We start from the raw sequence: 12152 nt of genomic DNA, 5'->3' as shown, positions 1-12152 counted from the left end.
CTGCTCCAACGAACGGAAAACTGTGTCACGGGCTGGAGCGCCGCGGTCGGGACGACCACAGCTGTCAGCTGGGCACGATCAGCTTTGCCGAGGAGCGGGCACTCTTCTGGCGCAGGGCATTCAAGATCCGAACCTCATCGGACTCGAACCAAGTCCGGGCGGTCTCGGCATCGGGAAATTCGATCACCGACATGCGGTTGAACGGCGTATCCCCCTCAAGACGCTCCGTGAAACCACGCGCCAAGGGTTTGCCGCCATGTTTCTGTATCGTGGCGGGTACCTGGACCCGGTATTCCTCATAGACCGTGGGATCGGTAACCTCGACCTCGATGACGACATAGGCGGGCATGATCACGCTCCTAAAGGCTGGAGGGCGTCAAACGGGCCGCGAGTTCTTCCTGGGCCTGCTTGACTGCCGACAAATGCTCGGAAGGATTGGATATCGGCATGTCAGCGTTCTCGTCGCTGCGAACGCGGCGAACCGCCTCCTCAACCGTCGCGCCGACCGCCTGGATATGGGCTATCATCGCCGCCTGGGCCGCGTCGCCGTCACGGGCCCGGAGGGCTTTGAGTATGGCCAGATGTTGTTCCGCGTGCGTCTCTGAATCGGAGCGACCATAGAAGGGAAGCATCTCCTCGGTGATCGCATATTCGTAAAAATCGCCGATGATCTTGATCAGCCGATGGCGGTGGGAGGCCCGCGCGATCGCCCCGTGGAAGATGTTGTTCAGCGCGGCGCGCTCGGCAATGGACGTGGAATCGATGGCCGCGATGCTGGCATGGCAGACGGCATCGATTTCATCGATCTCGATATCGGTGGCATGTTCGGCGGCAAGGCGCGCGGCATAACCCTCCAGCACCTGGCGAATGCCGAATATCTCGTGCAGTTCGGTGGCCATGTCCGCGACCACCTTGGCGGTGCCATCCTCCTTCACGAAGCCCTGGGCCAAAAGGCGGGAGATGGCGTCACGCACGGGCGTGCGGCTCACGCCGAAATCCTCGGCAACGCGGCTTTCGACAAGTCGGGTACCTGGCGGAAGTGTGCCACGCAGGATGGCACGCTTCAGCTGCTCATACACTTGGGGCACAATCGTATTGCGCGCCTTTATCTTGTCGAAGCTCATCGCTGTTCCATTGCTACCGCACGAAAAGGCGGCGATCCGACTTGGTAAGCCGCTCGGCGCCTGCAGGTGTCACCAGTATCGTATCACTAAAAGCAAGACCCTGTGCGTATGTGTACATATGAAAGACCATGCCAGCTTCGAGCGTCCAGTCCGATTGCGGGAGGAAAGCACGCGTGAAGTCGCTGGTCTTCGGCAATCCTATATATCCCAAGGTGTACCCGGTGAAGTTCGTATAGGTCTCGCGCAATCCCGAATCAAGCACAGCGCGGCGCAGGATCCTATCCACGTCACGGGCCGGGGCGCCGGGCTTCATCGCCTCGAACTGCGCCTGCTGCGCCGCGAGCAGAATGCTGGCGGCGCGTGCGAGATCAGGCTCAGGCTCACCCAGCACGGTCGAGCGCATGATCCGCGCGCCATAACCACGGACGAGGGGGATTGATTCCACATGCAGGATGTCGCCGTGCTCAAAGCGGTGGTCACCGAGGCGCCCATGCAAGGAATCGGTTCTCTTGCCCGCCGCGAGCAATGCGCTGCGCCCATTGTCCGCGCCCTCGCGCAAGGCCGTCGCATACAAAACCGCGGCACATTCGCGCTCACTGACGCCGGGCGCCGCCGCGTTGATGCTGGCGATCAGCGCGGCATCGGCAATCCGTGAGGCCTCCCGTAAATAGGCGATTTCACGTTCCGACTTGATGAGGCGAATTTCCCAGATCACCTTGGAAAAATCGACAAATCGGGCGTCCGGCAAGGCGCTCTCGATCGCGCGGAAGCGCCCGACGGGGAGAAAATGCGAGTCGAACTCCACAGCGATCGAACGGCCCGCCCATCCTCGTTTTTGAACCACGCCTGTCAGAATCGCGACTGGGTCTTCATCATCGCCGAAGGAAACATAGTCCTTCACCCAAGATTGCTCGGTGAACGTCGGCGCGTCGAGTGTCCGGACAATCACGACCGGATCGCCGTCAAGCGGCAGAAGGGCCGGTTGGTAGATCGCCGCTGGCGGTACATAGCCGAACAGATAAGCCATGTGCTCGACGCAATCGACGAGCAGGACATCCGCGCCGCGAGCCCGCATCTCGCCTCGCACCTTGGCGATCCTTGCCTCGTATTCAGTCGTCGGGAAGGCCCTGTGGGCCGTATCCGCTTCAGGGGCCACGCTCATCCTCATTTCCTCTTATCGCATGACTGTGAGCGCGCGGGTCGCGTCGTTGAACGACCGTCCGCCTTCATTGGTGACAAGCATGATGTTCTCGATACGCACGCCCCAGCGCCCCTCGATGTAGATGCCGGGCTCGTTGGAAAAAACCATGCCGGGCGCGAGCTTGAGTGCGTTGCCATCAATGATGTAGGGCTCTTCATGGGCCTCGATCCCCAGGCCATGGCCGAGCCTGTGCAGAAACTGTGGGCCATGTCCGGCCGCCTCGATGACTTGGCGGGCGGCGCGGTCGATCGCCTGCGCTTCCACTCCGGGGCGGATCGCATGGGACGCGGCCTCAAGGGCCGCGTTGACGACGTCGTAGATCACGACAAAGGATGGATCCGGCTCACCCGCCACGGGCGTCCGGCAGGTGTCCATGTAGTAGCCATCGAGGGTCGCGGCGAAATCGATGACCACGGGATCGCCGGGTTGAATGACCCGATCGGAATGGTGATGAAGGGGCGAGGCACCGTTCGGGCCGCTGCCGACATCGCACCAGGCCATCGGATCGAAGCCTTGCCCGGCAACGCGCTCGCCGATCTGGCGCACCACATCCCGCTCGGTGACGCCGACAAGGCGTCCATTCGCGAAAAAGTCGGCCCAGATCGCATCGAAGCGGCGCGCCGCGTCGGTCAACAGGGCAATTTCCCGTTCGTCCTTGTGCAGACGGGCGGCAGCCGTGATGGGCGAGGCGTCGACGAAACGAGCTTGCGGGCGCAGGTTTTGCAAACGCAGCAGAAACGAGCTCCAGAAATGGCCGTTCACGGCAATCGTCCGCGCGCCGATGTCCTCCCCATAGGCGGCGACGCGCGCGAGGGGTGTGTCGGTCTCTCCCCAGGCCTGGACATCAAAAATATGAGCGAGGTCCTGCACAAGGGGAACCTGAAGACGCGGAACGATGATGCGAGGTCGCCCGGATCTCGGCAGCAAAACCGCGTTAAAACGTTCGGTCAAGGGCAGCTTTCGGCCGATCAGGTGGTACATCTCGGCGGACGGCGCGATGATCGCCAGATCGACGCCGTGCTGTGTCAATCCGTCCTGCAGCGATGAGACGCGATCCAAGACAAGGTCGTTCATGTTGATGCTTCCTGCTGCCTGGAGGGCCACTCCCCGTAGTGGCGCCTGAAGAACATGAGGGGGACACCACCGTCAGCTTCACCGCGCAAGACAAGGCCGACGAAGATCAGGTGATCACCGGTCTCAATCGTTTTCACGACCTGACACTCGGCGTAAGCCAGCGCGCCGGCGATCAAGGGCAAGCCAAGTTCTCCCTCGGTGACGCGAAGTCCCGCGAATTTGTCGTCCACGTGGGAGGCGAACAGTTCAGCGACAGCCTGTTGGCTCCGGTCGAGAAAATTGACCGCGAAACGCTCGCTTTCGGCAATCACCTGGGCCGTGAAGCGATCCCGCCCCAGGCAAATCAGCAGCTGCGGCGGATTGAGCGATACCGAACTGACGGCATTCGCAGTGAGCCCCACCGGCTTTCCCTCGGCACTACGGGTCGTGATCACTGTCACCCCTGTCGGGAAGGAGCTCATGATCTCCCGGAATGCCGTCGATGAGACAGCGTCGCCGATAGTCGGGTCATGACGCATGGTCATTGCTGATCTCCATTGCGCGTTCTGGCGCCAGGATTTCGAAAGTCAGGACTTCCAAGCCAGGACTTCCAAAGTAAAGGGCGTCACTTTTCTCAGGCCCAGCGTCGTGCCTTCTTCACGAGGTTTGCGGCAATCATGACGAGGACCGTCAGGGCGATGAGAAACGTGGATACGGCTGCGATCGTAGGCTCGATCTCCAGCATGACGCTGTTCCAGATCCGCACCGCCAATGTCTGCGCGTTGGGGCCTCCCAGGAAAAGCGGGATCACGAGTTCATCGAAGGAGGTGAGGAACGCGAACAGGCCCGCCGAGATGATGCCGGGCGCGATCAGCGGCAGGGTGACTTTGCGGAAAGCCTGGAACCGGCTGGCACCGAGGCTCATCGCGGCGTTCTCGAGCCGCGAATCCACGCCTTGGAGCGTCGCGGACAAGACGACGATCGCGATCGGCATGACAACGATGGTATGGCCTATCGCGATCGCGATAACCGTCCCGCCCATCCCGATCCGCGCGAAGACGAAATAGAGCGCGATCGCGGTGATGATCACCGGCACGATCATGGGAGCGAGCAACAGCCCGTAAACCAGGGTCTTGCGTGAAAAATCGCTGCGTGCCAGCGGGATCGCGGCGAGTGTGGAGACGACGATCGTGAGGCCAGCCGACAAGGTCGCGACCTGTACGCTGACCCAGATGGCTGACAGCCAGTCCTTGTTGCCGAAAAACCGTTCATACCACTGCAAGGAGAACCCTGGCGGCGGAAAGCTGAGGTATTGCGCCGAGCTGAAGGACACCGGGATGATGATCAGTACCGGCGCCATGAGGAAGGCGAGCATGACCCAGGCGGCGATCCGGACCGGCAGGCTAGGATTGATGAGCGCGTCCGATCCCATGGCTACACCTTGCTGGTAAGGAGCTGCTTCAGCCCGACGATACGGGCATACAGGCCGAAACAAGCCAACGTGATGATGAGCAGGATGACGGCAATCGCGGAAGCAAAGTTGAAGTTCAATAGAACATCGACCTGATACGCGATGATCGAGGCCAACATCTGGTCGCGATCGCCACCCATGAGCCGGGGGGTAATATAAAAGCCAGCCGCCAGAATGAAGACAAGCAATGAGCCGCCCGCAACACCTGGCATGCTGAGCGGGAAATAGATCCGCCAGAACGCCGACCAGCGCCCGGCGCCCAGGCTCTGCGCGACCGCGACGAAGCGCCCGTCGATGCCGCGCATGACGCTGTAAAGCGTGAGCACCATATAGGGCAGCATGGTATAGACCATGCCGATCATCAGTCCGCCACGGTTGTAGATGAGCTGTATCTCGCCCAAGCCAAGCGTCGCCAGGGCAGTGTTGACGATGCCATTCGGCCTCAGGATCACCATCCAGCCGTAAGTACGCACGAGAATACTCGTCATGAACGGCAGCATGACGCATAGCATCATGAACGAGCGGACTGTCGGGCCGGAATTGGCGAGGACGTAGGCGAGGGGGTAACCTACGATAAGACTGAAGACGGTCGTCAGGAAGGCGATTTCTATAGTCAGCAGTAGCACGCGGATGTAGATCGCGCGAGAAAAGAACGCCTCATAGTTCTGTGTTGTGAAGCCGCCCTGGCTGTCGCGGAAGGAGCGCAGTACGACGTCAAACAGGGGATAAGCGAAGAATATCGCCAGCAATGCCAGCGCGGGCAACAGCAGCCAAAGCTGCCCGCCGCGCCACGATGCTTTTGTCCCGTCACCATTTACCGTGCCATTCGCTGCGGATTCGGAGACGCCCACGCTGCCTTGACTGTCCACTTGAAGGGTCATGTTTCAGTGCCCTCCGGCAGCAGCCGGTGGCAGGATGCGGGCGTCGGCCCGCGACCACCGCACACGCACCGCATCGCCTTCGGCAAATCGTCGATGTTCCATGCTCTGGCGCGCGGCCTTGACTACGAGTGTTTCCATGAGCGCCGGCCGGTTCTCGCCCACGGCCACATGGTATCGAATGGCGTCGCCGAGGTAGGTGACCGCTGCTATACGCCCCTCCCAGGCATTCTCCGGCTCGTCCGCGCCGTCGTTGCTCTCGATGCTGAGACTTTCAGGCCGCAGCGACGCTGCGACATGGTCCCCGGCCTGGAAGCCGTTGGCGCGGGCGATGATCCGACGTCCGGTCGGATGGTCGATGCGCAAGGTTCCGTCGGCATGCGTCGCCATGACGACGCCGCGCACAAGGTTTGTGTCGCCCATGAAGCCGGCGACAAATGCGGTCGCGGGGCGATCATAGAGATCTTCCGGTGAACCGCTCTGCTCGATACGCCCGCCCTGCATGACGACGATCTGGTCAGCCATGGTCAGGGCCTCCTCCTGATCATGGGTGACGTAGATCACGGTGACGTCGAGGCGGCGTTGCAGAGCCTTCAATTCGATTTGAAGGGATGAGCGCAGTTTCTTGTCAAGCGCGCCCAGGGGCTCATCCATCAAGAGGACGCGTGGCTCGAACACAAGCGCGCGCGCCAGGGCGACGCGCTGCTGCTGGCCACCGGACAATTCACGCGGATACCGTTTGCCAAGGCCCGCGAGCTCCACGGTTTCAAGCATCCGCGCGACACGCTGGGCGATTTCCGCCTGGGGGACACGACGCATGACAAGCGGAAAGGCAACATTGTCGAAGACTGTCATGTGGGGGAAAAGCGCATAGTTCTGAAATACGACACCGAGATCACGCTTCTGCGGTGGAAGCGCCGCGATGTCCCGGCCGGAGACAAGAATGCGGCCACGGGTCGGCGCGACAAAACCGGCGATCATCATCAATGTGGTCGTCTTGCCCGAACCGCTCGGGCCGAGAACCGTGCAGAACTGGCCTGCGCCGACGGAGAGGTCAATTCCGCTCACAGCCACGAAGCTGGCATAAGTTTTCCAAAGATTTTCGAGGACGATGGGGGTTCCGCCTGCTCCGTCCTGCATGTGGCTCATCGACATACCCTGCTGCTCTCAAAATGGACTGGCTGCGTCGAGACGTGAAAGGAGCGGAAGTCAGGTGTTAATGTGCCGCCAAGGCCGGCGATGACCCGCATGACTTCAATGTAAACCGGGTCAGCATTGGAGTGGCAGGGCTTTCAGCCCTAGAGTCTTCGCTCTGTTCACGAGCGGTGGCAGTACGCCGCGATGGCGGCGCACTGCCACGACGCTTCATCCGAGAAGAAACTCTTCCCAGCGGGTTGCGACCTGCGCTCTGTTCTTCAACCACCAGTCGGCATTCTGTTCGAAGCCCTTCTGGGCAATCGCCGGGAAGGTCGGCAGGGTCTCGGCGACATCTTGAGATATATATTCGAACGCACGCTTGTTTTCGGGGCTGAGCCCGATTTGCGGCAATGTCCTGGCTTGCGCCTCGGGGCTGGATGAGTAGTCGAGAAGGCGCAAGGCCGCGTCGCGGTTGGGAGCGTTCTTCAGCACGGCGGTATATTCCGTGAGACGCATCGCCTGGTTCCATTCGACCGCCAGCGGCGCTCCGCCTTTGCGAAGGGCCTCCACGCGATTGGTCCAGAGACTTCCCAGGACCGCGGTTTTTTCCGCCAGAAGGGATGCGCCGAGCGCGCCGCTATCGAAAAATTTCACGATATGCGGTTTGATCTGTTTGAGCTTGGCAAAGGCGCGATCGATATCCAGCGGATAGAGCTGCTCCACCGGGACACCGTCGGCGAGAAGCGCGAATTCGAGGTTGGGCGCGATGGCCTTTGCATCCTGCAGCATCCGCTTGCCGGGAAAGCTGTTCACATCCCAGAATTGCTTCCAGTCCGTCGGATGGGTTTTCGGGAAGGCATCCGTGTTGTAGACAAGAGCCTCGGCAAAAGAGGCATAGCTGATGAAGTCTGGCCCCACCGTGCCGATATCTTTGGGGTCGGTGTATTCGAAGCGCGATACGTCCAAGGGCTGTAGTGCGCCTTTGGACTGAAGCGTCAGGATGGCGACGGCATTGCCCTCGACAATATCGAGCTCACGTGATCCGGCCTCCACCATAGCCAGCAACTTGCCGGTATTGGCCGCGACGCCGACAACCTCGATGCCGGTTTTCTGCGTGAAACTGTTCCAGGTGCCGGCTTGCAATGCATCCTGGTACGACCCTCCCGAGGTCCGCACCAGAACACGGCCGCCGCTTTGGGCGCGGATGACATTAGGAGCGGCGATCGCCGCCGCTCCAACCGCGATGCCGCCTATGACCGACCGGCGTGAATAGGTCGATCGGCGGGTTGTGCCATCAGAATGCGTCTTATCGGTCATTGTGTTCCCCTGTTATTGATGAGAATACCGACTATTTACGCGATAGCAGAAATCTTTTCCTGCGGGTTGAAGCCAAAATCACGCCATGTCTTCGGCTGATCAAGCTTTTGACCATACTTTGTTTTTGAGAATTGACGCCCTCCGTCGAGAATGCCTGCTGCAAGTTGTCCCATCAGCTGCGTATCGCGTGTGTGCAGCATGCTGGCCTTCACTTCGCGCCAGAAGCGCTCGAAGGGATGGAAGGTAAACAGCGCGCGTGCGCCGCAGATCTCGAAGGCCTTGTCGGCTGCGTTGAGGGCCACTTTCTTGGACGTGTGCAGCGCACGATATGATGCGAGGATTGCCTCGTCAAAGCGTTCCTGATCCCATAGCCACACGGCATACATGTAGGATGCGCGAGCGGCCTGGATGCCGGACTCGATTTCCGCGAGATTATACATCAGCACTTCGTCGCGGCTGAGGTAGTTCCGGGCTTTGATGAACTCGATGATGTTGTCGACGATGCCCTGAGCGCAGCCAACGAGATGGGCGGCGTGCGAGCACTCGTAGGTGTAGGGATCCTTCTGAACGAAGTCGCCCGGCTCGCCCATGACGTCCTGCCAGGGGATGAACACGTTATCCAGTTTCGCGGTCCAGGAGACCGTGCCGCGCAGGCCGATGGATTCGCTCCAGCTGTCGTCAAAGGTGAGGCCGGCCGCGGTGCGCGGCACGATCGAAATGACCAGACCTTCGCCATTGCTTTTCGCCCCGGGGGCGAGAGCCCAGAAGGCGAGGAGGTCGGCTGCCGGCGCCATCGAGCAGAAATGCTTCTCGCCCGTGGCCCGAAAGCCGCCATCGACCGGCTCGAAGAGAGAATCGAAGGTCAGTTTCGTCGCAACGTTCTCTGCCTTGAACTGACGTGGATTGACCTCGCTGCCCAAAGACCCCATCAAGGCATCGTCGTTGACGATCTGGCCAAGCCACCTCTCTTTTTGAGCCTTGCTGCCCATGCGGCTGACAAGACCGACCTGGTGGAAGTGAATCAACAGGTTCCAGGCAGTTGTTGGGCATATACGTGCAAGTTCTTCAGCAACTGCGAATTGGGTCATTCCCAGGCTTCCGCGCCGCTGCGGGTTGAAGCCGCCGAATTCTTTGGGAACCTGCAGAAGATGGAATTTTTGCTTCTTCAGTTCCACGAAGTTCTCTTCGGGAAAGGCGGCTTCCCGGTCGTACCTGTCAGCATTGGCCTGGAGCAGGGGGCCGAGCGCGCGGGCCCGTTCAACCCATTCGCGTTGTTCGGCGCTGAGTGAAAAATCCATGATCTGCCCACCTCTGTATACGGGATACAGAATTCTGGACTCCGAATGCATGGAGTGTCAAGCGCGGATAAATCACATCCTCGATCGGAGAGGCTTATGGGAGGGGAGGCGGCGAGACGTTTCGTCCGGACGGAGCCAATCGGAGAGCCACCCGATAGCGCCCGGGTCTGGTCTCGTGGCACGACGGCGGACAACGTCAGGCGAGCTGTGCCCAAACCCTGCCGCAGTCGACCGGCCGCCAAATTGTCCCGGGGGGCTGGCTAAAGAGCCGTATCGCGGATGCGGTCAAGCCGCCGTGATATCTGCTCGGCGGAAGGACCTGCCGCTCTGGCTGCGCCTCATTCCGGCAAATTGACGTGAGTATTCTCCAGTCCGGTTGGAAGGCGGAGTTCCTCTGTCATGGCGCAGGCCCGGTATGTCGGCCGGCCAAGCGTTTTACATTGGTCGGAGAACGCTACGAAGATCCATCGCGGGAGGCACAAACGCGTGTGTATTCCGGGCATTGATGCCAGCGCGATTGCTGGCAGGGCTCAGGTATTTGTGGCGCGGGTCGAAGAAAATACTGAAAAGTAGCTAACGACATCGCCCTTCGTCACGGGATGCGTCCATCGCGGGCGTTTTGATACCACGGCGTCTCGGCTGCGGTCCGGGCTTCCCAGGCTTCGATGTCCGGCAAGTGTTTGGACGTCAGGCCGATGTCGTCCAGGCCTTCGAGAAGGACCAATCGTTCCGCGGCGGGTATCGCGAAGGGGATAGGGTCGCCGCCGGGCCCGGAGAGGGTCTGGCTTTCAAGGTCGGCGGTGAACGGCGCGCCGTCGGCGTCTACGACACGCTTGGCCAGGGTGGCGAAGCTCGCCTTGTCAAGGGTTATCGGCAGCACGCCATTCTGCAGGCAATTCTCGCGGAACTGATCGGCGAGGCTCGGTGCCACGACGCAGGAAATACCATTGGCGAGAAGCGCCCAGACCGCGGCTTCGCGAGAGCTGCCGCAACCGAAATTGGCGCCCGTTACCAGAATCGCCGGATTCTGGAATTGCGGCTGATTCAGCACATGGCTCGGCACGGGCTCGCCTTTGTCGTCCCAGCGGGCACGCATGAAGAGCATTTTGCGATAGTCGGGCTGAAGCTTGCGGGCGAGCTGGATCGGCGAGATCTCGTCCGTGTTGATATCGTCCTCGAGCAGTGGGACGGCCGCACCGGTCGCCGTCGTGAAAGCCTGCATTTACGCCTCCGCAAGTTGGCGAACGTCGACGATGGCGCCGGCGATGGCCGCCGCTGCGGCCATTCCCGGGCTCACCAGATGGGTGCGCACACCGGGACCCTGCCGGCCTTCGAAATTGCGGTTCGTCGTTGAAATCACCCGTTCCCCGGGACGCCCGCGATCGCCGTTTCCACCTGCGCACATCGAACAGGCCGATTCCGCCCAGTAGAAACCCGCATCGCGGAAGACGGTGTCAAGGCCAAGGGCCTCGGCCTCGCGGCGCACGATCGTCGAGCCTGGCGAGATCATGGCGACTACGCCTTCAGCGACCTTGCGGCCACGCACGATGGCGGCCGCCTCCTGCAGGTCAGGAATACGGCCGTTGGTGCAGGATCCGATGAAGACCCTGTCCACCTTCAGGCCCTGCAGCGGTTCGCCGGCCTGGAGGTCCATGTAGGTCAGCGCCTTGGTGAACGCGTGCTGGTCGGAAGCCTCCTCGCCGAGCGAAGCCGGGACGCTGTCCCGGATCCCGATCACCTGTCCCGGCGTAATGCCCCATGTAATCTGCGGCTCAAGCGCGCTGCAGTCGATTGTGAGATCCCGGTCGAATCGCGCGCCTTCGTCCGAATGCATGGTGCGCCAGTAGGCCAGGGCGCGGTTCCAGTCCTCGCCGACCGGGGCGAACGGCCTTCCCTCCAGCCAGGACAAAGTGGTCTCATCGGCCGCGACGAATCCGCTGCGTCCACCCATCTCGACAGTGAGGTTGCACAACGTCATGCGCGCTTCGATGCCCATGGCACGCACCACGGGGCCGGCATATTCCACGGCGTGCCCGTTTGCCCCGGAGACGCCGAGCGTGCCGACGATATGCAGGGCCACGTCCTTTGCCGTCACATGCGGCTGCAACCTGCCCTCGAGGTTGATGCGCATGGTCTTCGGCCTCTTCATCGCGAGGACCTGGGTCGCCAGCACATGTTCGAGCTCGGTCGTTCCGCAGCCGAAGGACAGCGCGCCGAGCGCACCGACCGTTGCCGCGTGACTATCCGGCACGCAATGGGTCGCGCCCGGCAGCACCATGCCGAGTTCGGGCCCGATGACGTGGGAAATGCCCTGGTCGGGATCACCGACGTCAAAAATGCGAAAGCCGAATTCAGCCGCACCAGCGCGTTGCGCCCGCAGGAACGGCGTGCCTTCCGGGTTCGTCGTGTCGTCGCGGTCAGGCTGGCTGGAGATCGTGTGGTCCTGAACCGCGAAGGTCAGGTCCGGCCGCCGAACCCGACGCGCCGCCTTGCGCAGCTTCTCGAATGCCTTGGGGCCGTGCAATTCATGGACGATATTGCGGTCCATGTAGATGATCTCGCGACCGTCGATCCGCCGCGCCACGAGATGGGCTTCCCAGATCTTGTGAAAGAGCGTTCGGGCGACCATCGCTGCCTCTCCTGCGGCAAGTCCGTCTGTTGCGGACTTGCTCG

12 protein-coding genes are annotated in these 12152 nt (G+C 61.4%); all 12 read right to left on the bottom strand.

The window, feature by feature from the left end; translation table 11 throughout:
• Window positions 1–64 precede the first annotated feature (64 nt).
• Window positions 65–349 carry a DUF1330 domain-containing protein gene (locus KIO74_RS13285; RefSeq protein WP_213332433.1) on the bottom strand — a complete coding sequence of 95 codons (285 nt, stop codon included), beginning with the start codon at window positions 347–349 and terminating at the stop codon, window positions 65–67.
• Window positions 350–359: 10 nt separating this feature from the next.
• On the bottom strand, window positions 360–1124 hold the full coding sequence (locus tag KIO74_RS13280; RefSeq protein WP_213332432.1) for a GntR family transcriptional regulator: 765 nt from the start codon (window positions 1122–1124) through the stop codon (window positions 360–362).
• 13 nt (window positions 1125–1137) lie between these two features.
• Window positions 1138–2286, bottom strand: a complete 1149-nt coding sequence (locus tag KIO74_RS13275; protein ID WP_213332431.1) for a M24 family metallopeptidase — start codon at window positions 2284–2286, stop codon at window positions 1138–1140.
• A 12-nt stretch (window positions 2287–2298) separates the two neighbouring features.
• Entirely contained in the window at window positions 2299–3399 is a 1101-nt protein-coding gene (locus KIO74_RS13270; RefSeq protein ID WP_213332430.1) for a M24 family metallopeptidase, read from the bottom strand.
• On the bottom strand, window positions 3396–3923 hold the full coding sequence (locus KIO74_RS13265) for a flavin reductase family protein (protein WP_213332429.1): 528 nt from the start codon (window positions 3921–3923) through the stop codon (window positions 3396–3398). The genes KIO74_RS13270 and KIO74_RS13265 overlap by 4 nt, the downstream gene beginning before the upstream one ends.
• A gap of 89 nt (window positions 3924–4012) precedes the next feature.
• A complete protein-coding gene (locus KIO74_RS13260; RefSeq protein WP_213332428.1) occupies window positions 4013–4810 on the bottom strand; it encodes an ABC transporter permease in 798 nt (265 codons plus the stop codon).
• Window positions 4811–4812: 2 nt separating this feature from the next.
• Window positions 4813–5730, bottom strand: coding sequence for an ABC transporter permease (locus KIO74_RS13255; RefSeq protein WP_213332427.1), 918 nt, complete (start codon window positions 5728–5730; stop codon window positions 4813–4815).
• Between the two features lie 3 nt (window positions 5731–5733).
• Window positions 5734–6876, bottom strand: coding sequence for an ABC transporter ATP-binding protein (locus KIO74_RS13250; RefSeq protein ID WP_249730972.1), 1143 nt, complete (start codon window positions 6874–6876; stop codon window positions 5734–5736).
• 216 nt (window positions 6877–7092) lie between these two features.
• Window positions 7093–8181: an ABC transporter substrate-binding protein gene (locus tag KIO74_RS13245; RefSeq protein WP_213332426.1), complete on the bottom strand. Its 1089-nt coding sequence runs from the start codon at window positions 8179–8181 to the stop codon at window positions 7093–7095.
• A gap of 35 nt (window positions 8182–8216) precedes the next feature.
• Window positions 8217–9479, bottom strand: coding sequence for an acyl-CoA dehydrogenase family protein (locus KIO74_RS13240; protein ID WP_213332425.1), 1263 nt, complete (start codon window positions 9477–9479; stop codon window positions 8217–8219).
• 592 nt (window positions 9480–10071) lie between these two features.
• Window positions 10072–10701, bottom strand: coding sequence for a 3-isopropylmalate dehydratase small subunit (gene leuD, locus KIO74_RS13235; RefSeq protein WP_213332424.1), 630 nt, complete (start codon window positions 10699–10701; stop codon window positions 10072–10074).
• A complete protein-coding gene (gene leuC / locus KIO74_RS13230; protein WP_213332423.1) occupies window positions 10702–12108 on the bottom strand; it encodes a 3-isopropylmalate dehydratase large subunit in 1407 nt (468 codons plus the stop codon).
• Window positions 12109–12152 lie beyond the last annotated feature (44 nt).

Source organism: Chelatococcus sp. HY11 (assembly GCF_018398335.1).
GTDB lineage: Bacteria > Pseudomonadota > Alphaproteobacteria > Rhizobiales > Beijerinckiaceae > Chelatococcus.
Note: the sequence above shows the minus strand (reverse complement) of the source record. Positions and strands in the feature narration are given on the sequence as shown.

What these genes read in the sequence shown, in the direction of transcription:
- KIO74_RS13285 (WP_213332433.1), bottom strand. Translation starts at nt 349, where the DNA reads ATGCCCGCCTATGTCGTCATCGAGGTCGAGGTTACCGATCCCACGGTC.
- KIO74_RS13280 (WP_213332432.1), bottom strand. Translation starts at nt 1,124, where the DNA reads ATGAGCTTCGACAAGATAAAGGCGCGCAATACGATTGTGCCCCAAGTG.
- KIO74_RS13275 (WP_213332431.1), bottom strand. Translation starts at nt 2,286, where the DNA reads ATGAGCGTGGCCCCTGAAGCGGATACGGCCCACAGGGCCTTCCCGACG.
- KIO74_RS13270 (WP_213332430.1), bottom strand. Translation starts at nt 3,399, where the DNA reads ATGAACGACCTTGTCTTGGATCGCGTCTCATCGCTGCAGGACGGATTG.
- KIO74_RS13265 (WP_213332429.1), bottom strand. Translation starts at nt 3,923, where the DNA reads ATGACCATGCGTCATGACCCGACTATCGGCGACGCTGTCTCATCGACG.
- KIO74_RS13260 (WP_213332428.1), bottom strand. Translation starts at nt 4,810, where the DNA reads ATGGGATCGGACGCGCTCATCAATCCTAGCCTGCCGGTCCGGATCGCC.
- KIO74_RS13255 (WP_213332427.1), bottom strand. Translation starts at nt 5,730, where the DNA reads ATGACCCTTCAAGTGGACAGTCAAGGCAGCGTGGGCGTCTCCGAATCC.
- KIO74_RS13250 (WP_249730972.1), bottom strand. Translation starts at nt 6,876, where the DNA reads ATGAGCCACATGCAGGACGGAGCAGGCGGAACCCCCATCGTCCTCGAA.
- KIO74_RS13245 (WP_213332426.1), bottom strand. Translation starts at nt 8,181, where the DNA reads ATGACCGATAAGACGCATTCTGATGGCACAACCCGCCGATCGACCTAT.
- KIO74_RS13240 (WP_213332425.1), bottom strand. Translation starts at nt 9,479, where the DNA reads ATGGATTTTTCACTCAGCGCCGAACAACGCGAATGGGTTGAACGGGCC.
- leuD (WP_213332424.1), bottom strand. Translation starts at nt 10,701, where the DNA reads ATGCAGGCTTTCACGACGGCGACCGGTGCGGCCGTCCCACTGCTCGAG.
- leuC (WP_213332423.1), bottom strand. Translation starts at nt 12,108, where the DNA reads ATGGTCGCCCGAACGCTCTTTCACAAGATCTGGGAAGCCCATCTCGTG.